15 protein-coding genes and 1 tRNA gene are annotated in these 22,207 nt (G+C 70.7%); 6 read left to right on the plus strand and 10 right to left on the minus strand.

Annotation, left to right across the window (positions count from 1 at the left end; genetic code table 11):
• Positions 1 to 355: 355 nt before the first annotated feature.
• Together speA and H565_RS0105105 are read right to left on the minus strand one after the other, a co-directional pair.
• The gene (gene speA, locus H565_RS0105100) at positions 356 to 2,266 is read right to left on the minus strand and encodes a biosynthetic arginine decarboxylase (RefSeq protein WP_027460093.1); all 1,911 of its coding nucleotides are present in this window, start codon (positions 2,264 to 2,266) and stop codon (positions 356 to 358) included.
• A 257-nt stretch (positions 2,267 to 2,523) separates the two neighbouring features.
• Positions 2,524 to 2,599, minus strand: a tRNA-Asp gene (locus H565_RS0105105).
• 59 nt (positions 2,600 to 2,658) lie between these two features.
• Between H565_RS0105105 and H565_RS0105110 the strand changes: the two genes are divergently transcribed.
• On the plus strand, positions 2,659 to 3,648 hold the full coding sequence (locus H565_RS0105110; RefSeq protein ID WP_027460094.1) for an asparaginase: 990 nt from the start codon (positions 2,659 to 2,661) through the stop codon (positions 3,646 to 3,648).
• 1 nt (position 3,649) lies between these two features.
• Here H565_RS0105110 and H565_RS16295 read toward each other — a convergent pair whose 3' ends face one another.
• Positions 3,650 to 4,510, minus strand: a complete 861-nt coding sequence (locus H565_RS16295) for a hypothetical protein (protein ID WP_034406875.1) — start codon at positions 4,508 to 4,510, stop codon at positions 3,650 to 3,652.
• Positions 4,511 to 4,702: 192 nt separating this feature from the next.
• Entirely contained in the window at positions 4,703 to 6,772 is a 2,070-nt protein-coding gene (locus H565_RS0105120) for a S9 family peptidase (protein ID WP_027460095.1), read from the minus strand.
• Positions 6,773 to 6,815: 43 nt separating this feature from the next.
• Here H565_RS0105120 and H565_RS0105125 point away from each other — a divergent pair, with 43 nt between their 5' ends.
• Complete coding sequence (locus H565_RS0105125; protein ID WP_027460096.1) at positions 6,816 to 7,889, plus strand: serine hydrolase domain-containing protein; 1,074 nt, start codon at positions 6,816 to 6,818, stop codon at positions 7,887 to 7,889.
• Here H565_RS0105125 and H565_RS0105130 read toward each other — a convergent pair.
• From H565_RS0105130 to H565_RS14380, 3 genes are read right to left on the minus strand one after another with little or no spacing between them, the layout of a single operon-like run.
• On the minus strand, positions 7,834 to 8,976 hold the full coding sequence (locus H565_RS0105130) for a hypothetical protein (RefSeq protein ID WP_051363426.1): 1,143 nt from the start codon (positions 8,974 to 8,976) through the stop codon (positions 7,834 to 7,836). The genes H565_RS0105125 and H565_RS0105130 overlap by 56 nt on opposite strands.
• 39 nt (positions 8,977 to 9,015) lie before the next feature.
• Positions 9,016 to 11,856, minus strand: coding sequence for an LPS-assembly protein LptD (locus H565_RS0105135; protein WP_034408441.1), 2,841 nt, complete (start codon positions 11,854 to 11,856; stop codon positions 9,016 to 9,018).
• A complete protein-coding gene (locus H565_RS14380; RefSeq protein WP_051363427.1) occupies positions 11,846 to 13,018 on the minus strand; it encodes a SpoIID/LytB domain-containing protein in 1,173 nt (390 codons plus the stop codon). The genes H565_RS0105135 and H565_RS14380 overlap by 11 nt, the downstream gene beginning before the upstream one ends.
• Positions 13,019 to 13,097: 79 nt before the next feature.
• Here H565_RS14380 and H565_RS0105145 point away from each other — a divergent pair, with 79 nt between their 5' ends.
• Both H565_RS0105145 and ilvA read left to right on the plus strand, forming a co-directional pair.
• Positions 13,098 to 14,258, plus strand: coding sequence for an FAD-dependent oxidoreductase (locus tag H565_RS0105145; RefSeq protein ID WP_027460099.1), 1,161 nt, complete (start codon positions 13,098 to 13,100; stop codon positions 14,256 to 14,258).
• Between the two features lie 190 nt (positions 14,259 to 14,448).
• Positions 14,449 to 15,999, plus strand: a complete 1,551-nt coding sequence (ilvA, locus tag H565_RS0105150) for a threonine ammonia-lyase, biosynthetic (RefSeq protein ID WP_027460100.1) — start codon at positions 14,449 to 14,451, stop codon at positions 15,997 to 15,999.
• 2 nt (positions 16,000 to 16,001) lie between these two features.
• Here ilvA and H565_RS0105155 read toward each other — a convergent pair whose 3' ends face one another.
• The 3 genes from H565_RS0105155 to H565_RS0105165 are packed head-to-tail and all read right to left on the minus strand — an operon-like array spanning position 16,002 to position 18,538.
• A complete protein-coding gene (locus H565_RS0105155) occupies positions 16,002 to 16,964 on the minus strand; it encodes a TolB-like translocation protein (RefSeq protein WP_027460101.1) in 963 nt (320 codons plus the stop codon).
• Positions 16,961 to 17,680: a M23 family metallopeptidase gene (locus H565_RS0105160; RefSeq protein ID WP_027460102.1), complete on the minus strand. Its 720-nt coding sequence runs from the start codon at positions 17,678 to 17,680 to the stop codon at positions 16,961 to 16,963. The genes H565_RS0105155 and H565_RS0105160 overlap by 4 nt, the downstream gene beginning before the upstream one ends.
• 57 nt (positions 17,681 to 17,737) lie before the next feature.
• Positions 17,738 to 18,538, minus strand: coding sequence for an enoyl-CoA hydratase-related protein (locus H565_RS0105165; RefSeq protein ID WP_027460103.1), 801 nt, complete (start codon positions 18,536 to 18,538; stop codon positions 17,738 to 17,740).
• Positions 18,539 to 18,584: 46 nt separating this feature from the next.
• Between H565_RS0105165 and ruvX the strand changes: the two genes are divergently transcribed.
• Both ruvX and H565_RS0105180 read left to right on the plus strand, forming a co-directional pair.
• Positions 18,585 to 18,989: a Holliday junction resolvase RuvX gene (gene ruvX, locus H565_RS0105170; protein ID WP_034408443.1), complete on the plus strand. Its 405-nt coding sequence runs from the start codon at positions 18,585 to 18,587 to the stop codon at positions 18,987 to 18,989.
• Positions 18,990 to 19,390: 401 nt separating this feature from the next.
• Entirely contained in the window at positions 19,391 to 22,111 is a 2,721-nt protein-coding gene (locus H565_RS0105180; protein WP_027460105.1) for a hypothetical protein, read from the plus strand.
• Positions 22,112 to 22,207 lie beyond the last annotated feature (96 nt).

The raw sequence follows: 22,207 nt of genomic DNA on the forward strand, positions 1-22,207 counted from the left end.
GCTCCCCGCCACAGCTGGGCGCTGGGCAGAAAGCCTCCGAAGGGCGGAGGAAAGCGAGCAAAAGGGCGCGTCTTCCGGGGGGAGAGGGACGCGCAAACAGGTCAGGGTTAGATTCGCAGCATGGGTCCACCTGACGCCCCTGACGCGGGGGCAAGCGAGGAGACGTCTTCCGCGAGGCGAGCGTTCGGACTGTGACCGTAGCGCGACTGTGCCGGACTGAACCCGCCGGGCGGCTTGGCCCTGGGTGTGACCGGACTTCCCTCAGTTCCTGCGGAGGCTTTCACCCTGAAAGCCCGCCCATACTAGATGTTGTATGGGCGGGCGACAAGGGGGCGAGCGGTGGTATCTCCTCCGCTCAGCCCTCCTCGTACTCCAGGTAGGTGTAGCCCAGCAGCTCCTCGCCGTAATCGTCGAGCAGTTCCTGCTCTTGGTCGGGGGGGAGGGTGCCCGCCTTCAGCGCGGCGTCGGCTTGGTCCTCGATGGACTCGCGCAGCATGATTTCCTCGTAGCCCATCGACTCAATCATGCGCCGCGCCTTTTGTCCGCGCACAAAGAGGTCGATGTGGAACTTGCCACCGGGCCGCACCGTGACGTGCGCCTCGCTGACCTTGCCAAAGAGGTTGTGGGCGCTGCCGAGGACGTCCTGATAGGCCCCCATCAAAAAGACGCCCAGGTAGTAGGGTCGGTCGCCCGGCTCGTGCAGGGGCAGGGTGGCCTTGACGTCGCGCAGGTCGATGAACTTCTCAATCTTGCCGTCCGAGTCGCAGGTGATGTCGACGATGGTGCCTTGCCGGGTAGGCCGCTCGTTCAAGCGGTCGAGGGGCACGATGGGAAAGAGCGCCTGAATCGCCCAGTTGTCGGGCAGGCTCTGGAAGAGCGAGAAGTTGCAGATGTACTTGTCGGCGAGGACCTTTTGGAGGTCTTCGAGTTCGTCGGGCACGTATTTCTCGCCCTGAATGAGTTTGGCGATTTTGCGCAGGATGGCGTTAAAGAGGGCCTCGCCGCGGGCGCGGTCGTCGAGCGTCACGTACCCCAGGTCAAAGAGGTTGTGCAGCGTCTGCTTATCGCCCACCGCGTCGTTGTACATCTCGCGGTAGTTGCGGGCCGAGATGTTCACGAGAATCTCTTCGAGGTCCTTGATGATTTGGTGGCTGTCCTCGTTCGGGGCGGCGAGTTCTTCGAGGTCGCGGGTAGGGCCAGTGACGTCCACGACGGGCATCACGAGAACGGCGTGGTGGGCAGTCAGGGCACGGCCCGACTCACTGATGATGACCGGTTCGGGCACCCCGCGGGCGCGGCAGACCTCCTGCACGGTGTACACCACGTCGGCGGCGTACTCGCCCACGGTGTAGTTCATGGAGGCATAAAAGGTCGTCTTGGAGCCGTCGTAGTCCACGCCCAGGCCGCCGCCCACGTTGAGGTACTTGAGCCTTGCCCCCGCCGCGATGAGGCCCGCGTAGGTCTGGGTGGCCTCGCGCACGGCGACCTTGACCCGGCGAATGTCGGTGATTTGGCTGCCGATGTGGGTGTGCAGCATGACGAGGGAATCGAGCATGTCCTCCTCGCGCAGGCGCTCGACCACCCGCAGCAGCTCGTAGGCGTTGAGGCCAAACTTGGCCCGGTCGCCGCCCGATTCCTCCCACTGGCCAGAGCCGCGGGCGTGCAGCTTAAAGCGCACCCCGATGGCAGGCTTGACGCCCAGCGCCCTGGCCTGCTTCAGCACCCGCTCCAGCTCCGAGAACTTCTCCAGCGTGATGACGACGTTCTTGCCCAGGGTCCGGCCCCACAGGGCGAGCTTGATGAAGCCGTCGTCCTTGAAGCCGTTGCAGCACAGCAGGGCGTCGGGGTGCAGTTTTTGGGCGAGGCACAGGGCGAGTTCGGCCTTGCTTCCGGCCTCTAGCCCGTGGGCGTATTCGTACCCGGCGGCGGCGACCGACTCCACGACCATGCGGCGCTGGTTTACCTTGATGGGAAAGACACCCTGGTAGTGCCCTTCGTAGCCGTATTCCGCAATCGCCTTGCGAAAGGCCTCGTTGAGGTGGCGCACCCGCCCGGCCACCACCTGCGGAAAGCGCAGGATGACCGGGAGGCTCTCGCCGCGCTCAACGATTTCATCGACGATGGCCCGCAGGGGCGCGTGCAAGCCTGGCGCGGGGGTCACTTCCATCTGACCCTTGTCGGAGACGCGGAACCACCCACCGCTCCAGTTGGGAACCTGGTACAGCTCGGCGGCGTCGGCGGGGGAAAAGGGGGGGGCAGCAGTCAAGTCAGGCGTCCTCCGTGGCTAAGGTAGGCTCGCCGTGCGCGGGGTTCGGAATGCGTGGGCGCGGTGCTCCCGGCACTCAACGGACGCCGTGCGAAACCGGGGCGCATGATACGGCAACCGCGGGCGAGAGGAAGGGGGCGGGGTGGCATTTCCGACAGGCTGTTGCTGAAGCGACAGCATTCCGGGCTGAAAGCTGAAAGGTGACCGCTAAAAGCGAAAAGGAGCGAGGCCCCCAACGGCACCTCGCTCTCTTCTTCTGGCGGTCCGGACGGGATTTGAACCCGCGACCTACTGCGTGACAGGCAGTTATGCTAACCGCTACACTACCGGACCAGCGGAGAAGAGAGTAAGGGGCGCAGGGCGGGAAGTCAAGCCGCGCTAGCCTGGGGGCCATGACACCACAGCCTGGGCAGGTCGTCTTCACGCGCGGGGGCGTGCCGGAAAGCATCCACACCGTTCACGTCGCGATGGTGGACGGGGCCGGCGAGGTGGTCGCCTGGTGTGGAGATGCGGACCTCGTGACCTTTCCGCGCTCCAGCTCCAAGCCGGTGCAGGCGCTGCCCCTCGCGCTCGCGGTGCCGGAGTTGCCGGGGGACGAGCTGGCCATCGCCTGCGCGAGCCACGCGGGCACGCCCCAGCATCTGGCGGTCGTGGAGCGGCTGCTTTCGCGGTCGGGGAGCACGGAGGCCGACCTGCGCTGCGGGACCCACCCGCCCTTTGACCCGGAGGCTGCCGCCGCCCTCATTCGCTGGGACGCCGCTCCGACCCCGCTGCACCACAACTGTTCGGGCAAACACGCGGGGATGCTGCTCGCCTGTGTTCGGAATGGCTGGCCGCGCGAGGGGTACGCGGAGCACGGGCACCCGCTGCAAGTCCGCATCCGGGAGCTGCACGCCGACCTGGGCGGGGTGGGGCTGGAGGCCGTGCGGGTGGGCACCGACGGCTGTAGCGTGCCCGCCTTCGCGCTGCCGCTGCACGCCTCGGCGCGAATGTTTGCCCGGCTCGCGGCCCCACGGGGCGAGCTGGCCCCGGCGCTGGAGCGCGTCTTCTCGGCGATGACGGCCCATCCCTTCCTCGTCGCCGGACGCGGACGGCTGGACACCATGCTGATGCCCCTTGTGCCCGGCCTCGCCGCCAAGATGGGCGCAGAGGCGTTTTACGGGATGGCGCTGCGGGACACCCCGCATGGCCCGCTGGGGGTGGCCTTCAAGGTCGCGGACGGCGGCGAGCGGGCGCGGCCCCACGTGGCCCTCGCGGTGCTGGAGGCGCTGGGCGTATCCGTCACCCCGGAGATGCGTGCTCTCGCGCCCGCTACGTTGCAGAACTGGACGGGGCGGGAGGTCGGCGGGGTGGAAGCGCGGGTGGAGTTGAGCTGGGCGTGAGTCAGCGGCGCGTGGCCGTGAAACTCAGCTTGTAGGAGGTGCAGTCGTCGGCTTCCACCAGAAAGGTGCCCTGCGCCTGGGTGGCCGACACAAAGCGCCCGGCGAACTCCCAGACGAGGTAGGGGGCGGTGGCGCGGCGGCTGAAGGTGCCCGCCTGCACGGGCACGTTGCCGGGCATCTCGCCCAGTTCACCGATCAACCGGGCGTTGAGCTTGGCGCCGCTGCTGCTCAGGGCGTCGCGGCAGCGCCAGTAACCCGTCATGCGGACGTTGGTGATTGTGCGCCCGTCGGCCGCCACCTGAAAGCTGATGCTGGTGCCCTTGAAGTCTCCGGTCAGGTCGCCCGTGTAGGTGCCGGGGCGAGGGGTCACCCCGGCAGCGGGCGCGGGCGTGGGCGAGGCCGAGCGGGGGGCGGGGGCCGCCTGTGCCTGGGCGGCCCGCAGTTGGCACCAGCCCAGCACCACGCTCTCGTCATCGAAGTAAAGCAGGCCCACGTAACGGTTCACCTTCTCGGTCAGGCGAAAGGAAAGGGCGGTGGTGCCGTCCTCCTCGACCTCGTCCAGCGCCTCAAACACGAGGCCCCGCTTGCCAAACTGCGTGCCCAGGTCGTTCGCAATCCGGTCTGCGAGAGCGGGGTTGTTCCAGACAAGGTATTCGCTTGCCTGGCAGGTCCCGCCCTCGTCCCGCGCCAGCCCACTCAGGTAGCTCCCGAACTCGCGGGTGGCGGCGGCGTCAGTGACTCGAATGGCCCCCGGCGTCACGGGCAGGTGCAGCAGCGTGGAGGAGGCCGCCGGTCCCTGCTGCGCCGGGGCAAGGGTGACCAGGGTCAGGCCAAGGATGAGGGTCAGCCGCAGCGTGGTCATGAGGCCCTTCCTTTCCGCGGCCGCACCAGCAGGCCACGCCCACCCCTGCCCCGGTGGAAGAACCGCGGGCCTTGTGACGGTGGCTTCACTGTACGCCCCCTGGGACTCCCCTGTATACCTTTTAACTCCCGGTGCATCCCGCGCTATCTTGTTTTCATCACCGCCCAAAAAGGCGGCTTTTTTCTTGCCGGGTTATTGCCCGCCCGCGCCCAGCCGTCCCTCCACCGCCGCGAGCGCGAAGGCGAACTCCTCGGCGACCTCGTTCAGGGCGTCGTAGCGGCTGCTGGAGCCGCCGTGCCCCGCGCCCAGGTTGGTCTTGAGGACGAGCACGCCGCTGCCGGGCTGGCGCAGGTCGCGCAGTCTTGCCACGTACTTGGCGGGTTCCCAGTAGGCGACGCGGGGGTCGTTCAGGCCCGTGGAGACGAAGAGGTGGGGGTAGACGGCGGGCCGCAGGTTGTCGTAGGGGCTGTACTCGCGCATGGTGGCGTAGGCTTGCGGGTCGTTGGGGTTGCCCCACTCGTCGTATTCGCCCGTGGTGAGGGGGATGGAGTCGTCGAGCATGGTGGAGAGCACGTCCACGAAGGGCACCCCCACAAAGGCGGCCTTCCACAGGTCGGGCCGCAGGTTGACGACCGCGCCCATCAGGAGGCCGCCCGCACTGCGGCCCATCGCCACGAGGTCGCCCGCGACTCCCGCCGCCCGCAGCCCCTCGCCCGCCGCGATGAAGTCGGTGAAGGTGTTCTTCTTGTGGGCGAGGCGTCCGGCGTCGTACCAGCGCCGCCCCAGCTCCGCGCCGCCGCGGACATGCGCGACCGCCCACACCCAGCCCCGGCCAAGCAGCGGCAGCCGCGAGAGGCTGAAGGTGGGGTCCATGGACGCCCCGTAGGAGCCGTACCCGTACAGCAGCGTGGGCGCGGGCAGGGCCGTGTCGCGGCGGCGCACCAGGCTGACGGGCACCCGCTCGCCGTCTTGGGCATCCACCCAGACCTGCTCGGCGACGTAGTCCGCGGGGTCGTAGTTCGGCACGGGCGTGGCCTTCACCAACCTCGTCTCCAGCGTGTTGAGGTCGAGGTCCAGGTGCTCAGTGGGCCGGGTGAGGCTGGTGTAGAGGATGCGGGCCGTCGCCGTGTCGTAGACGTGGTTGGCCCCGATGCGGACGGTGTAGCTCGCTTCCGGGAACTCCACCCGGCGGGCGGGGCCATAGCCCTGGGCGGTGCGGGGCAGCACCCATAGGCGGGTCAAGCCCCCCTCGCGCCCGGCGACGAGCAGGTGCCCGGCGAAGAGGTGCATCCCGGTGAGGTAGCGCTGCGGGTCGTGGGGCAGCACGTCCTGCGCGTCGGCCCAGGTCACCCCTTGCCGTTTGGGCAGGCGCACCAGCCGGAACTCGGACGCCCCACCCTGGTTCGTCAGGGCGAGCCAGTGGTCGCCGCCGTCGGTGAGCTGCACCTCCACGCCGCGCTCGCGGGGCAGCAGGACCTGGGGCCGCGCGGCGGGGTCGCGGGTGTCCAGCGCCGCCACCTCGTCGGCCATATTCGCGGAACCCCCCAGCAGCAGCGTCGTGCCGTTCTCGGCCACATGCGCCCAGGCACGGAAGGTGGGGTCGGCCTCGTGCCACAGCTCCTCGTCGGCAGTCTGGGGCTGGCCCAGGGTGTGCCGCCATATGCGGGCCGGGCGCTGGGTCGCGTCCTCGGTGGCGTAGAAGAGGGTGCGTCCGTCTGCCCCCCAGTCCAGGGTCCAGCCGCTCACGCCGCTCAGGGGGGCTTCGGCCAGCTCCCCGGTCGCCGTGTCCAGCACCCGCAGCTCCCACACCTCCTGCCCGGTCGTGTCCAGCAGGGACGCCCAGAAGCGCCCATCGGGGCTGGGGCGGGTCACGTACACCCAGACGTTGGCGTGGCCCTCGCGCTCCTTGAGGGCGTTGAGGTCGAGCAGGAGCTGGGCTTCTCCCCCACCGCGCGGGCGGCGCAGGAAGAGGGGGTGCGCCCGGCCCTCCTCGGTGCGGGTGAAGTACTCCCAGTCGCCGTCGGGCACCGGGGGCTGGTCGTCTTCCTCCTGCACGTGCGAGAGGAGTTCCTCGTAGATGGCTCGCTGCGTCTCCCGCAGGGGCGACATCACCGCGTCCAGGTAGGCGTTTTCGGCTTCGAGGTAGCCCAGCACCTCCGGGTCGGTCTTGCCCTGGGTTTTCAGCCAGTGGTAATCGTCGGGGCGCGATTCGCCGTGGAGGCTGTGGGTGAGGGGCTTCTTGGCGGGGCGGGGCGGCAACATGCCTGAGCGTACCAGCCGGAAGCCGGGGCGCTAGGCTGGGGCCATGTTCCGCCGCGACCCCCTCCAAGCCGCCCGGCGCGAGCTGGAGGCCGTACTGGAACGCGACCTGCGCCCGGCGCTGCCGCTGCTGCGCCTCGCCCTGCGCCGGGGCGGGGTGGTCGGCGCGGCGCAGGGCGGGCGGGTGGCCGTGGTCGGCGTGGGGGGCGTTCCCGAAGACGGCGTCTTCGAGCTGGCGAGCGTGACCAAGCCCTTCACGGCGGCGCTGGCGGGGGCGCTGGTGCGGGAAGGGCGGCTCGCGTGGGATGCGCCCCTCGCCCGGCTGGGTGGCCCCTTCCGGGCCTTTCCGACCTTCGTGACCCCCCGCGCCCTCGCCACCCACACGGCGGGCCTGCCCCCCCACCCGGCGCGGGCGGCCCTGACCACCTTCACCCGCTTTCAGGACCCCTACGGCGGCATGGACGCCCCGGCGGCCCTGGCGAGTGCCCGGCGCTGGGCGAGTCGGCGGGGGGCGGGACGCTTCGTGTACTCCAACCTGGGGGTGGGGGTGCTCGCGCTGGCCCTCGCGCACGCGGCGGGCGAGGAGGTCAGCGCGGCGGGCTACGGGCGGGCGCTGGCCCGGTACGTGACCGGGCCGCTGGGGGTGCCGGGCGTGGGGCTGACCCCCCCGGCACGCGGGCTGGTCGCCCCCACCGCCACGCTGCTGGGCGAGGGCGTCACGGGCTTCGGGCCGCTGGCCGGGGCGGGCGGCCTCTTCGGAACGGCGGGAGAGCTGCTCGCCTTCGGGGAGGCGCATCTGGACGGGCGGGCGGGGAAGCACTGGCGCGAGGTCTCGCAGCCCCCCGGCCTGCCCCCCCACCTGCACGGGGTGGCCCCCGGCTGGTTCGTGCGCGGGGGGGTGTGGTGGCATGGCGGCGTCGCGCGGGGCACCCGCACGGCCCTGGCCTTCGCGCCCCAGAGCGGGGCGGTGGTCACCCTCCTCGTGCGCGGCGGGGTGCCGCTCCTGGGGGCGCGGGGGGTGGTGGAGGCGGCGGCGCTGGAGCTGTTGGCGGCCAGCTTCCCCCTCAGGGCACCAACCACGTCACCGCCCGCGCGTCGTTCAGGCCGCTCAGCAGGGTGACGGGCCGCCAGTTGGGAGTGCCCCCCACCGTGCCGGACCCCAGCCCGATGACGGTGTCGTAGCCGGTGAGTGCGGTCGCGCTCAGGGCGTACAGGAACCCGTCGGGGGCGAAGGTCAGGTCGCGCAGGTCGGCGAAGGCGTTGACCGTCAGGGCCTCGTTCCGCGGGCCGGAGGCGTCCCACAGCCGCAGCGGCTCGCTGCCCAGGCCGCTCGCGCGGGGGTCGCGCCAGGCGGCGATGAGGGTGCGACCGGGCACCCCGCTGCCCGCCGAGGTCCACACCCGGTCGGCCCGGCCCTCCCCGAAGGCCGCAAGCGCCTCGCCGGGAGCGCCGTCCGTGCCCAGGGTCCGGACCCCCGTGTCGGTCGCGGCGTACACGGACGTGCCGTTCGGGGCCGGGGCGAGGTCGCGGATGGCGGGGGTGGGCACGGGCTGGCTCGGCTCGGCCCGGTCCGCGCCGGGGACGGTCGCCGCCACCCGCAGCACCTCGCTGCCGCCCCCCAGCGCGGGGCGGGCCACCACCGCCACGTCCACCCCGTCCGCCCGGCGCACTGCGGCCACCCGCACCGGGGGTACGTCCGGCCCCGTCACCACGGCGGCCCCGCCCAGCGCCGCCCGCCACACCAGCGTTCCGTCCGTGCGGTAGAGGGCAAGCTGCTGGGTGCCGTTCAGCACCCCTCCCGTCTCGCACTGGCTGAGGCTCAGAATCCGGTCCCGCGCCGCGTTCAGCGCGGTCGTCACGAAGCAGGGGGGCGTGAAGCCCGGCGCGTCAAAGGCGGGCGCAAAGGGCCGCACGTCCGCCAGATTCGCGTCCCGGCTCTCCAGCCCGCCCCGCCGGGTGAGCAGCAGCCGCGTCCCCCTCCCCGGCAGGGGGTCCACCGTCACCCCGTCCGGGACGGTCACGCTGGGGCCGAGCACCGGGGCGGGCGTGACCCGCACGCCGTCTCCCCCCCCGCCCGTCGTGACCGTCCGCAGGGTCGTGCCGCCCCCCTCCAACACGGCAAGCCGCAGCGCAGGCAGGGTTTCTACGGTTCCCGTGCAGGCGCAGAAGAGCAGGGCGGTCAGGGGGAGCAGGGCGAGGCGTTTCACGAATGGGACCTCCGGAGGGTGGGGGGGAGTGGGGAGCGGCTACCGGTTGCCCGGATTGAGCGGCCCCGGCAGCAGCGGAATGTTCAGCCCGTTCACCCCGTAGTCGAAGAGGGGGTAGCTGGAGCTGCCCGGCAGGCTGATGCCGAGGCGGTAGCGGCGCAGGCTCAGGTCGATTTCGGCTTGCAGTGCCCAGCAGCAGCGGTCGATGGTCAACCCGATGACGGGCGCGAGGGGGGCGGGGTTGAGGCGCTCGCCGTCCACCCAGGTGAAGGTCTGCCGCAGCGCTGCCGTCACGTACGCGCCGGGGCGCGGCCCGTCCCCGATGGCGACGCCGACCCGCAGGGGGTCCACGATGAGGGTGTCGGTAGCGACGTCGTTCGGGAAAGTGCCCGTGCGGGTGCGGCTGTAGGCGGCCCGCCCCGACAGGGCGAAGCGGGTGCCGAACTGCCAGTTTGCGTCGAGGTCGGCCCGCGCCACCTCGGTGCGCGGCTGCTCCAGCCCCGGCGTGTTCACGGTGGCCGAGAGCGCGAGCGACTGCCCTGGCCGGGTGGCCCGCACGCTCCCGGTCAGGGCAGGGCGGGTGTAGCCCCAGCGCTCCACATCGAAGGGGCCGCCGTAGGTCAGTTGCCAGTTGGTCGCCCGGCCCGCCACCGTGCCCACGCTGAACAAGGCGGTGCCGTTGGGCCGCTCGTCGCCGGGGGCCTGCACCTGAAGTTCGTGGGTATGAGAAGCGGTGTACTCGCCGCGCCAGGTCGCGCTGTAGCGCCCGGAGAGGCGGTTGTCGATGAGGTTCCAGGTTTCGCTGCCGGAGAAAGATACCGGGTTGACCACCGTATCCGTGCGGGTCACCCCGGCGAACTCGGCGCTCAGCGAGCGCAAGCGGGGCGTCTGAATGTCGTGGCTGACGGACACGCTGAAGTAGTTCGAGCGCACGTCCCCCGTCACGGTCGCCTTGACCGTAAAGGGCTGGTACCCGGTCGCCCGGTTGTAGCCCCCCGTCGCGGTGAGGGTGAGCTTCGGCGCGGGCCAGAGGCTGCTGCGCGTCACCGTCTGCGGGCGGGCGGGCACGGCGGCCTGCGTCTCGGTCGCGGGCTGGGCGGGGCGGGCGGGCACCACGGTGACCTGACCGGCGGTGGGGTCGCTGAGGGTGAGGTTAAAGGCCGTGCTCTCCAGCTCCCCGGTCGAGAAGTTGTGCCGCACCCCGAAGTTGAGGCTCACGGGCCTGCGGTTCACGGTGACCCGGAACTCGGTCGCGGGCTGCTGGTCTTCGGGGAGGAAGAGGTCGCGGCTGTAGCCCACCGTGAAGGTGGTGTCCTTGACCGGAATGGTGAAGAGATCCAGCCCAATCGGGGCGCTGAGGCGCTGGCCCGGCAGCGCGTCGAAGGCGAAGGGACTGGTACCCTCCACCCGGATGTAACTCGCGCGGGCGGTCAGGGTGTTCGTGACGTTGAAGCGCTGGGTGAGCCGCCCGGAGAGGTCGAGGTTCACGGTTCGCGCCCCGGTGCCGTAATAGCGCCCGGTGAAGGTGTTCGTGACCGAGAAGTCGGCCCCCGGCCAGGGCCGGGCGCTGTAGGTGACCGCGTGCTGCTCTTCGAGCCGGGTGGTTGTGATGTTGACCCCCTGCGCGGTCGCCGAGCGCGAGAGCGGGTTGCTCGCGGCGGTGTAGCGCCCGGCGGTGAGGCGGGTATCCACGCTGAAGGTGCCCTGGGTGTACGGCTTGGGGTCGATGACGACTTCGGGCGTTCGCAGAGGCGTAAAGAGGGCGGTTTTCGGCTCTGGTCCGAAGCGGTCGAGATAGGTCAACCCCGCCGAGAACAGCGGATATTCCACGTTGGCCCGGAAGTCCACCGTGGTCACCCCGCGTTCCGGGTCCGCCATCGAGCGCCCGATATCGCGCCGCCGCACGTTCAGGCTGTAGTCGAGGTCGCGCACGGCGAGCGAGAGCGGCACCCGCCCCCGCGCCGAGAAGTCGAGGTCCACGTCATAGCCGGGCTGCCGGGTGCCGTCGGCGGCAAAGGGCTTGGGATTGGCGAGCGTATAGAGGTTGACCCGGTCGACAAAGGGCAACGGCGAATACGAGCGCAGGTCCACGCCCAAGCCGAGGGCGGGTTCGCGGTTCTCGTAATAGCGAATCAGGGTGGTGCCCAGCGTGTTCGTGCCGACCGAAAAGGGCAGGTCGGCTAGCACGGTCAGGCCGTCGGGGTCGCCGGTGCCCACCGCAAAGCGCGGCTGGCGCTCCGGCTCGTTGAGGGGCAGCACGACGACCGGGAGGTACAAGACCGGCACGTCTACAATCAGGAACTGGGCGCGGTAGGCGATGAGGCGGTCGCCGGGGTACACGACCAATCGCTCGGCGCGAAAGGCGTAGTCGTTGGGGGTGCGCCCGCACTTGGCGCAGGGGGTGAAGTAGCCCCCGCTAGCCCGCAGTTGCCCCGGAATGCGCTCGACCTCCGCGCCGCGAATCTCGATGTCGCCGTCGCTGATGAGGACGTCTTCCCCGGTGAGCTGTTCGGAGCCGAGGTCGACGACGAGGTTTTCGCCGCGCAGGTCCTGGCCGTCGCGGGCGCTGCGGTAGGTGGCCTGCCCCACCAGCGTGAGGGTCCGGCGGGTGCGGTTGTACTCCACCCGCATGGCCCGCACGACGTCCTCGTCGAGACGCAGTTCGACCAAACCGCCGTTTGGCCCGTCGCCCTCGCCGCCGCTGATGATGACGATTTCCTGCTCGTCGATGCGCCGCAGCTCCAGCGACTGCGCCTGCACGATGCGCACCGTGCGGGCTGCCGCCTCGCCCGCCGCGAGGAGGGCCGCGAGCGCCCCGGCGAGGAGGGGGCCGCGCTTCAGGGAGCCGCGAAAGAGCCGCCGGGTCGTCTTACTGGGCATCGCCCGCCCCCGCCGCCGCGAACACCGGGCGGCCCCCTTCGCCGGGCGTATCCGCGAGCAGCTCCAGCGTGGTGCCGGGGTAGTAGAAGCTCAGGATGCGGCGGTGGTCGGTGCCCGCGCGGGCCATCCCCAGCGCCCCGTACTGCGAGAGGCCCACCCCGTGCCCGGCCCCGGACCCCTCCAGCACGAGTGGTTGCCCCGGCCCGACGCTGCCGCCCAGCCGCACGCGGGTGCTGTAGGCCCCCAGCGCCCGCACGAAGTCGCCCGCCCGCAGGCCGCCGAGCCGCCCGCTCCCCGCGCCCCCCGTCACGGTGACCTCCAGCACCCGGCCCGACTCGGAGGTCAGGGTCACCCCGACCGAGCGCACGGTGCCCACCTTCAGCCCGAAGCGGCCCGCGACGTCCTGCACCCGCGCGGCGCTCGCCTCCACCCGCCACCGGGCGCGGGGACTGTCCGCCGAGTAGGGGTCCGGCTGCGCGACGAGGTAGGGGATGCCGCGCCCCCAGACCTCCTCGCTCGACGCCGTGTGGCCGCCCGAATCGCTGGAAAAATAGGTCTGGGCGGGCTTGCCGCCGTAGCCCAGGACCTGTCCGGCGGTCGCCGCTATCGCCGCGTCGGTGCCGGGCTTCTCGGCGGCCACCCCCCGATAGACCTGACAGCTCTCGGTGGCGCAGGTGTCATAGGGCAGGGCCGGGTTGATGCGGGCGGAGACATAGGTGCGGGCAATCACGGCCTGGGCCGCGAGGGCAGCGGCGGGCCAGCTCGCGGGCATCTCGGCGGGCACCACCCCGCGCAGGTAGTCCTCGACGTCCACCACATTGATGCCCTGGACGCCCCCCTCGGCGGCCCGCAGCAGCACCCCGCCGCGGTAGGTCTTGCCCGCAATCTCGACTAGGCTTCCTTCCGAGGGCGGCACGTACAGCACCTCGCTGCCCGCGTCCTGGCCGTTCAGGGTGAGCTTGCCGCCCCGGTTCCCCACCGTCCAGGGCACGGAGGGCGCGGCGGGGGCCGGGGGAGCCGCCAGGGGCACTGTCAAGCCCGGTCCCGGTGGGGGCGGCAGCCGCACGGTGAGCTGCGGGCCGCTCGCCACGAGCACCCGCACGTCGAGCGCCCCCGCCGCGCCGCAGGCCGCCAGCGCCATGAGAAAGGTCAGCGCGCGCATGAATGCCGCGAGTATACGTGCCTCCCTGCCGCTCCGACTGACAGGAACGTGAGAGCCGGGGACGTGACAGCATGGAGCCATGACGGGCGGGCCAGGGCAGGCGGGGCGGGTGTGGGCGCACGTGGGGCAGCCCTTTGCGGAGCGCGAGTACGACGTGGCCGTGTTGGGGGCCGGGCGGATGGGGACAGCCTGTGCCCTCTTTCTGCGGCGGCTCGCGCCGGGGCTGCGCCTGCTCCTCGTCGAGCGCGGCGGCCTCCCCAACGAGGAGGGGGCAACCATTCTCGCGCCGGGGGTGTGGACCCGGCTGGATGTGCCGCCGGGCCGGGAGGCGGAAGCTCGCTGGGAGCGGGAGCAGCTCGCGGGCGCGTTCGGGGACGTGACCTTTCAGCCCCGGCCCCTGCTGCGCCTGCACGCAGAGGAGGGGCCAGGGCGCGTGCCCACCCGGCCCCTCCTCGCCCGCTTCCCGGAGGCTGCCCCCCTCCTCGACCCGGACGCCCTCCCCTGGGCCGACGTGGACGAGGACGCCGCGACCTACCGCCCCGGCGCGGCAGCGCTGGCCTGTGGGGGGGCGGCGGTGCGGGCGGGGGCCGACCTGCTGCTGAACACCCACGCGCACCTCCTCCCCGGCGGGGTACGCCTCGACCGCCTGACCGTCACGAACACCCACGAGGTCGTCACCCACGAGACGCACGAGGTCCGCGCCGGGGTCATGGTCGTGGCGCTGGGGGCAGACGGCCCAGCCGCCGCCGAGCAGGACCTCGGCGTGCACACGGCGCACGGGCGGGCCTACCGCCAGTTTCCGCGCCTGAACACGCCCAGCGGCGACCAGACCCCGGTCGTGCGGGCGGGCGGCCTGACCCTGCGCCCGCAGCACGGGGGCTTCACGGTGGTTCCGCCCCTGCACCACCGCGACCCCGCTGGGTATGTCCCGCAGGGGGGGCGGCTCACCGGGGTGCCGGTGGGGGTGCGCCGCGAGACGCTCGAAGACCTCACCCGCCTGATGGAGGCCCTTCCCCCGCTGGCGACCGGGGCGCTGGAGATTGGGCGCAGCCTCGCGGACGTGCCCGGCGCGTGGGTGGCCCTGCCGCAGGGCCGCCCGGACGCCCCGCCCCGCCACGAGGCGCTGGGCGGGCGGGTGCACCTCCTCCTCGGCGGCCCCCTCGCGGACACGCTGGGGCTGGCGGTCGCCTACGACCTCGCCGCACGGGTGGCGGGGGTGGGGAAGCGGCCCTGGGGCTAGCCCTGTCTACCCCGCCCCGCCCCCGGCGCGGGCGGCCCCCGCCTATGCTGGGGGCATGCGCGGCACGCCGATTTTGGAAGGTTCTGGGACGTAGACGCCCCGGCTGCCTTCGCCGCGCTCCCCACGTCCCCACCCGCCCCGCCTGCGGTGGGGACGCCGATTTTTCCCCCGCCCGCCCCCCGGAGGTGCCATGTCTCAGCCCCAGGCCTTTACGCCCGACACCCTGACCGAACACGACGTGCTGCGCCTTGCCCTCACCGGGCAGGTCTATGCGGCGGCGGTGCAAACGCCCCTGTGCCCGGCTCCGCGCCTGAGCGCCCGCGTGGGGGGGGCGGTGCTGCTCAAGCGGGAAGACCAGCAGCCCATCTTTTCTTTCAAGCTGCGCGGGGCCTACAACAAGCTCAGCGCCCTGAGCGGGGCCGAGCGTGCCCGCGGGGTGATTTGCGCCTCGGCGGGCAACCACGCGCAGGGGGTGGCGTACGCGGCCCAGGCCCTCGGCGTGCGGGCGGTCATCGTGATGCCGGTAACCACCCCCGACCTCAAGGTGGAGGCTTGCCGGGTCCGGGGAGCAGAAGTTCTGCTGTGGGGGGACACCTACAGCGACGCCGAGGCCCGCGCCGAGGAGGTGGCCCGCGAGCGCGGCCTGACCCCGGTGCACCCCTATGACGACCCCTGGGTGATTGCGGGCCAGGCCACCGTAGGGCTGGAGCTGCTGCGGCAACTGGGCGACCCGGCGGGAGCCACCGTGTACGTCCCCGTGGGGGGTGGGGGCCTCATCGCCGGGGTCGCGGCGGTGCTGCGAGCGCTGCGCCCAGACGTGCGGGTGGTGGGCGTCGAACCCGAAGACTCGGACGCGATGGCCCGCAGCGTGAGGGCGGGCGAGCGGGTCACCCTGGAGCGGGTGGGCCTTTTCGTGGATGGAGTGGCCGTGCGGCGGGTGGGGGCCTACACCTTTGCCCTCGCCCGGCGGCTCGTCGACGACTGGGTTCAGGTGAGCACCGACGAGGTGTGCGCCGCCATCAAGGACGTGTACGACGACACCCGCGCCGTGCTGGAACCCGCCGGGGCGCTGGCGGTGGCGGGCCTCAAGCGGCACGCGGGGACGGGCCTGGGGGGCAGCGGGGCGCGGGTGGCGCTGACGGGCGGGGCGAACATGAACTTCAGCCGCCTGCGCCACGTCGCGGAGCGGGCCGAGGTCGGCGAACAGCGCGAGGCCGTCTTCGCGGTCACCATCCCGGAGCGGCCCGGCGCGTTCCGGGCGCTCATCGGTGCCCTCGGCCCCCGCGCAGTCACCGAGTTTAACTACCGCTACGCCCCCCGCGAGCATGCCCGCGTCTTCGTGGGCGTGCAGCTCGCCTCTCCCGGCGAGCGGGGGGAGGTGCTGGGCACCCTGCGGGCGCAGGGCTACCCGGTCACCGACCTCACCGGGGACGAACTCGCCAAGGTCCATATCCGGCACCTGGTGGGGGGCCGCGCCCCCGAAGCCGCCCACGAGCGGGCCTATGCCTTTACCTTTCCGGAGCGGCCCGGTGCCCTGCTGGAGTTCCTGACCCGGCTGCGCGGGCGCTGGAACATCAGCCTCTTTCACTACCGCAACCACGGCAGCGCCCACGGGCGGGTGCTCGCGGGCTTTCAGGTGCCGCCGGACGAGGAGACCGCGTTCGCCGCTTTTCTGGCCGCCACCGGGTACCCCGCCGAGGACATGAGCGCGAACCCGGCTTACCGCCTCTTCCTGACCTGAGCCTAGGGCAGCGTCAGCACCCGCAGGTTCCCGTCCCGCGCACTCAGGTAGGCCACCTTCTTGCCGTCCGGGCTGACCGACCAGTCGCCCTGCCGAACCTGGTCGCCGAGGTCGCCCAGGGTGCGCCAGGCGTCCCTGCCCACGTCGTACTCCCGCAGGACATGCGGGCCACCATTCGGGTCCAGCGGGATGAGCAGCAGGCGGCGGGCGTCGCGCCAGCGGTACGAGCCGAAAGCGCTGAGTTTGCGCGCCGCCCCGCCCGCCGTGGGCCGCACCCACAGGCCATTGCGGGGAGCCGAGTCAAAGGCCACGAAGTACGTCACCCACGCCCCGTCCGGGCTGAGGCTGACCCCCCGGAACGACAGCGCCGAGGCCAGCGTGCGCCGCGCCCCGGTGCGGGTGTCTACGGTGAAGAGGTCGCGGTCCCGCGCCGCCGGGGTGCCCTTGCCGCTGAGGAGCAGGGTCGTCTCGTTCACCCAGCCGTGAATGCCCCCGCCGTACAGGGTGACGACCTGCCGGGCGGGGCCGAACACGTCGGCCACGAAAACGCGGGTGGCCCGGCGGTCGAAGTTGCCGGTGGTCTCCGAGCGGGCATACGCCAGCCGGGTTTCCGAGCGGGTCCAGGTCACATCCGCCCCGCGCGTGGGCAGGGTAAAACGCCGCCCGTCCGCCAGCCGCTCCAGGGTGGTGGCCTCACCGCTTCCCGGACGCACCGCCCACAGCAGCCGGGGCGAGAAGAACGCCACCGAGGAAAAGCGCCGGGTGACCTCCCCCCCGTTCGCGGAGACCGCGTAGATGCCCGTCGCGGGCCGCGCCGGGGGGCCGTCCAGGAACAGCAGGTTCCGCGAGTCCGGGGTCCACACCGCGCCGGGGCAGCAGGTGCCGCTCAGGACCGCCTTGGAGGGGAGGGTGGCCGCGAGCGCTGGGGCAGTCAGGGCGAGGGCCAACACCGCCGCCGTCTTCACCGCGCCCCCCCCGGTGCGGGTGGCCAGGGCCGGGCGTAGTCGTTGAGAATCGGCCCGCCCCGGCGCACCTCCGGCTGAGCTTCCGGCGTCTGCCACTTGCGTGGGGCGGCGAGGTCGTACTGATAGCCCCGCCCAAACGACCCCACCAGCGCCAGCGAATCCCAGTCGGCGGCGATATAGGGCACCGGGTTCAAGAGGCGCTGGTGCGAGCGGTCGCGCACCTCCAGGTGCAGGTGCGGCGCACTCACGCAGGTGAACTGCGAGTCGCCGCTTTCCCCGATGACCTGCCCGCGCGTGACCCGCTGCCCGACCCGCAGGCCAGAGCGCACCCGCAGGTGCCCGTACAGGCTGCTGAGGTTTCCGGCGTGGTCGATGACGACGTTGTGCGGCGGACTGCCGTGCGGGCCGTCCACCTCCGCGACCACCCCGTCCCCGATGGCACGGACCGGGGTGCCACACGGAGCGCTGAAATCCAGCCCCGCATGTAGCCCCTGGAGGTTGCCGTAGGTGCTGCGGCGCTGGCGGTAGGCCCCGGTCGTGTTGCCGTACCCCTGCCCCAGCAGCCAGGTGTCAGGTCCGGGCGCTCCGGCGAAGGGCAGGCCGAACTGCCGGGCGGGCTTGGCAATCGCGCTGTCGGGCAGCGCGGGCGCGTAGTGCGCCAGGGCCACCGCCGACGCGGTCAGAAATCCCCCCGCTGCCACGGTCCAAAGTCGCATAGCCGATGCTGCCGCGGCGCGGGCGCGGGGACGGTGCCGGGTCTTACAGGGAGAGGCTTACCCCTTCCGCCGGAAATCCGGTGCCCGCTTTTCCCGGAAGGCCAAGACCCCTTCCTCGTGCTCCCAGTGGTCCCCGGCGAGCTGCTGCAACTCGGCTTCGAGGTCGAGCGCCTGGTCCAGCGTGCTGCTGAGGGCCGCTTGCAGTGCCCGCTTGGTGAGCGCGAGCGCATGCAGGGGCCGCGCCGCGAGCCGCTCGGCGTAGCGCTGCACGTCTTCCCCAAAGGTCTCGTCGGGAAAGACGTGCTCGCACAGGCCCAGGCGCAGCGCGTCCTCGGCCCCCACCTTCTCGGCGAGGGCCATCAGCTCAAAGGCCCGGTGGTAGCCCACCAGCCGGGGCAGAAACCAGGTGCTCCCCGAATCGGGCACCAGCGCGATATTGGAAAAGACCTCGATCAGGCTGGCCGACCGCGCCCACAGCCGGATGTCCCCCGCGAGGGCGAGGCTGGCCCCCGCCCCCGCCGCGACCCCGTTCACGGCGGTGAGGACCGGCTTGTCCAGCCCCCGGATGGTCCGAATGAGGGGGTTATAGGTGTGCTGGAGGTGCTCGGTAAAGGTCATGTCGCGCCCCGCCACGTCGCCGAGGTCCTGCCCGGCGCAAAAGCCGCGCCCGGCCCCGGTGACGACGACCACCCGGACGGCGGGGTCTTGGCCCGCCGCTTGGAGTTCTGCCGTCAGCGTGAGCAGCAGGGCGTCATTGGCGGCGTTGAGCTTGTCCGGACGGTTGAGGGTAAGGGTGCGAACCCCGGCCTGGGTGCGGGACAGAATCACGGGGTCGCTGCTGGGCGCGGGCTGGGTCATGGGCAGCAGCGTAGCGCGTGGGCGCGGGCGGCCTACACTGGCCCGCGTGACCCCGCCCCGCCTTCCCACCATCCTCGCCCTGGACGTGAGCAAATCGCGCATCGGTTTCGCGGTGAATGCGGGGCGGCTCGCCTTTGGGCGCGGCAGCGTGGCGAGAAAGCGGCTGCCGCTGGACCTCAAGGCCGTGCGCCTCAAGGTCGAGGAGACAGGCGCGGAGCTGCTGCTGCTGGGCCTGCCCCTGCGCACGGACGGTGCCCCCAGCCCCGCCGCCGACCGGGTGCGGGCCTTTGGGCGCGTGCTGGAGGAACAGGGCTACCGGGTCGCCTACCAAGACGAGCGCTTCACCACCCAGCGGGCACGGGCGATGGGCGCCGCCGACGAGGACGAGGCGGCGGCGGTGCAGATTCTGGAGCTGTACCTGAACCGACGCACCCACACCCAAACCCCATGAGAAGAGAGTTAAGCTACGGTGGATAAGCCTCTTATTCTCTACCGAAAGCTCACAGCGGCAGAACATCTCCACCTGACCGAAACCAAGTGAGAACCGAAAGAACGTCGAAATAGGCCTTCTGCGGCAGCCAGACGTATGAGCTAAGGTCCCTATTTCTGACAAGTTTCTGACTGGTGATAGGCCTGTTATTGGGCCGCCAGATGCGGAAAATCTTGTTGACACTCTATGAGGGGGTCCATATACTCGCCATCAGGATTCACATCCTGGCCTAACATGGAAAGCAGTCTGGGCAGGGGTGGGAGCGGGCAGGAAACTCGGCAACTGGACCCGTTCTTCCTTCTCCTGAGATCTGATTCCGCTTACATGAGAGGCACCGGGGGCACCGCTCCCACGGAGGACGTATGAATAAGAACATCGCTTTGCTGGCTCTGACGGGTGTGCTGACCCTGGCGTCGTGTGGCACTCAGCCCACGCCCACCCCCACTCCTACGCCCACCCCCACTCCTACGCCCACCCCCACTCCTACGCCGACCCCCACCCCCACGCCGACCCCCACTAACAGCATCAGCATCACCTCGCCCACCCAGGGCGGCAATGCCACGGTCGGCCAGGCCATTCAGGTCAACTACACCACCTCCGCGCCCCTCACCAATGTCACGTGCACCATCGCGGCGGGTGGCAACACCAGCAGCCCCGCGACCGCCAACAACAGCACCAGTGGCGGCTTCTGCACTGTCACCCCCACGGCAGCGGGGAGCAACATCATCACCGTGACGGGCACCGACGCTCAGGGCCGCACCGTGACCCAGCAGGTGGTCGTGAACGCGGTGGCCGCCCCGACTCCCGCGACCAGCAACATCGTCTTCGACCCCGCACAGGAACTGACCCTGACGAGCGAAGGCATCGTGCGCGAAGCCGCGAATGGCTGGCGCCGCATTGGCCAGGGCGTGAGCACCTCTACCTCCCCCGAAACCAATGTAGATGTGTATGTCAAGGGCACCGTCAACGTGTCCTACCGCGGCGCGGCGGCGGGCCAGAAGGTCGAAATCATCCTCGCCCGGACCACCGGCAGTGACGCGCCCAGCAACGACCAGATTCAGGCGGGCGACGTGCTCCGTTCGGTCGTCTCGACCGGTGCGGACGTGACTGCTGTGTACGACAGCCGCCGCCTCGCTGAATTTGAAGGTGTGCGCCAGTGGCTGGTCTTCCGTGTCAACGGCACGGTCGTCTCCTTCCAGCCGGTCATCACCGACAACCGCGGTCCCCAGCAGCCTGACCCTGAGTTCAACGGTGTCAACAACACCTACTCCAACCTGCTCCGCAACGTGGACAACACGGGGATCAACTGGGCACGCGGCGATATCAACGTCTTCACCAGCAACCCCAGCCTCCAGGACCGCGAGTTTGGTCAGGCCCCGGTGGGCGCCTCCTTCGCGCAGCGCCGCCCCTCTGGCTTCGAGAGCATCCGCTACTACCTTGTTCCCGAAACGGCCTTCGACAACAAGGGGCTGGCGGACAGCGACGAGATGCGCCGCGCCGAGGCCGTCAAGAGCGCGGCGACGGCTCGCAGCGCTCCCATCCTCGAACCCGGCGACCGCTCTGCCGCCTTCAGCAGCCTGTTTGGCTCGACGGGTGCCACGGCGACGGGCGCGACGCGAACCGCAGGCGTTCAGGACGGCGTTACCTACCGCATCTACGCCATCTCCCGCGACCAGCTCGGCAACGAGACGGCCAGCGCGAGCTACGAGACCATCCGCTTCGACAACGTCGGGCCGAGCTTTACCGGCAGTGTGCTGCGTGACGCGAGCGACCTGCCCTTCCCCTCGGTCGAGCCTGAGCGCTGCCTGAGCGACTACGCCACCGTGAACCTGGGCAGTGCCACGGATAACCCCGGTGGTATCGGCATCGGCAGCCAGCCCACCTTCACCATCGGTGGCATTACCCTCAACGGGCAGACCACCTTTGACACCAACCGTCTGGCTGATGGCGAGTACACCATCAACACCAGCAACTTCACGGACCGCCTGGGCAACCCCCCGGTGAACGCTCCTCAGAACGCGACTGTATTCATCGACAACACGGACCCCACCGGCAACTTCAACCGTCCGGTCGTGGGCGGCGTCTTTGACAGCGGCGAGCGCGTCTCGGCAGAAACCGACTTCAGCGACGGCGGTTGCGGCGTCCACGAAATCCGTCTGTTCTGGGATACCAACATCACCAACGCCACCGACGACGAAACCACCACCCCTGGTATCGGTCACCCGGTGCAGTTTGCCCGTAGCGCCCAGAGCACTGGCCGCATGACGAGCATGAGCTTCAACGGTGGCTGGAACGCCCTGCAACTGCCCAACCTCCGCTCGGAAGTGCGCCTGCGCGCCCTCGCGATCGACCGCGCCGGGAACGCCACCCTGGTGAGCACCCCCATCGTCGTCAATGCCAAGGGCCTGGGCAGCAGCGCGCAGCCCGGCGGTGTGAACACCAACCGCATCATCCTGGGCAACTCGGACGGCTACCGCCGCAACCAGGCGATCAACCTGCAGCCCAACACCAACCTGATTGCGGCGTTCGGCGCGAACGGCACCACGCTCATCCCCAACACCACGGGCAACAGCCTGCTGGACAACAACCTCTCGCTGGATTCGACGACGACCCGCACGGTCAACTCGACCGGCAACACGGGCAGCGAGAACATCCGCGAAGTCAGCGACTACGGGCGCTTCGATGCGGCGCTGTGGAACACCATCCGCAACTACCAGCTCAGGGACGACCCCACCCTGAACAGCGGCAACCGCACCCAGGACATCGGTCAGCTCCTGAGCCAGCGTCAGCGCAACTGGAACGTCCGTACCCCGTGGATTTACATCACGGACAGCACCACGCCGGACAACAAGCAGCTCTACACGGCGACCAGCGACCTGCTGAACGACTTCTACTGGGGCCGGACCTTCCGCAACCCCGCCGCCAACACCAACATGGTGGGCAGCACGGTCATCAACGACGTGAGCGTCTTCAACACCAACCGCTTCACCTACGACCAGTTCAACAAGCTCGTGGCGGACACGGCGGGTGCCTACAGCTTCCTCGGCGAACGCGTGGGCAACGTGGACGGCACCGCTCGCTAAAAACCCTCTCTTCAAAAGGCTCCCTCCGGGGGGCCTTTTTTTATGTCCCTGGTTTATAAGGGCTACACTAGGTCCCTACACCAAAAGACTCCCACA

This window comes from Deinococcus murrayi DSM 11303 (assembly GCF_000482805.1).
In the GTDB taxonomy this organism is placed as follows: domain Bacteria; phylum Deinococcota; class Deinococci; order Deinococcales; family Deinococcaceae; genus Deinococcus; species Deinococcus murrayi.

Excerpts from the sequence above, each read along its gene's own strand:
- ilvA (WP_027460100.1), top strand. The coding sequence starts at position 14,449 with ATGTCTCAGCCCCAGGCCTTTACGCCCGACACCCTGACCGAACACGAC.
- H565_RS0105160 (WP_027460102.1), bottom strand. The coding sequence starts at position 17,680 with ATGCGACTTTGGACCGTGGCAGCGGGGGGATTTCTGACCGCGTCGGCG.
- H565_RS14380 (WP_051363427.1), bottom strand. The coding sequence starts at position 13,018 with ATGCGCGCGCTGACCTTTCTCATGGCGCTGGCGGCCTGCGGCGCGGCG.
- H565_RS0105120 (WP_027460095.1), bottom strand. The coding sequence starts at position 6,772 with ATGTTGCCGCCCCGCCCCGCCAAGAAGCCCCTCACCCACAGCCTCCAC.
- H565_RS0105165 (WP_027460103.1), bottom strand. The coding sequence starts at position 18,538 with ATGACCCAGCCCGCGCCCAGCAGCGACCCCGTGATTCTGTCCCGCACC.
- H565_RS16295 (WP_034406875.1), bottom strand. The coding sequence starts at position 4,510 with ATGACCACGCTGCGGCTGACCCTCATCCTTGGCCTGACCCTGGTCACC.
- H565_RS0105135 (WP_034408441.1), bottom strand. The coding sequence starts at position 11,856 with ATGCCCAGTAAGACGACCCGGCGGCTCTTTCGCGGCTCCCTGAAGCGC.
- H565_RS0105125 (WP_027460096.1), top strand. The coding sequence starts at position 6,816 with ATGTTCCGCCGCGACCCCCTCCAAGCCGCCCGGCGCGAGCTGGAGGCC.
- H565_RS0105145 (WP_027460099.1), top strand. The coding sequence starts at position 13,098 with ATGACGGGCGGGCCAGGGCAGGCGGGGCGGGTGTGGGCGCACGTGGGG.
- H565_RS0105110 (WP_027460094.1), top strand. The coding sequence starts at position 2,659 with ATGACACCACAGCCTGGGCAGGTCGTCTTCACGCGCGGGGGCGTGCCG.
- H565_RS0105180 (WP_027460105.1), top strand. The coding sequence starts at position 19,391 with ATGAATAAGAACATCGCTTTGCTGGCTCTGACGGGTGTGCTGACCCTG.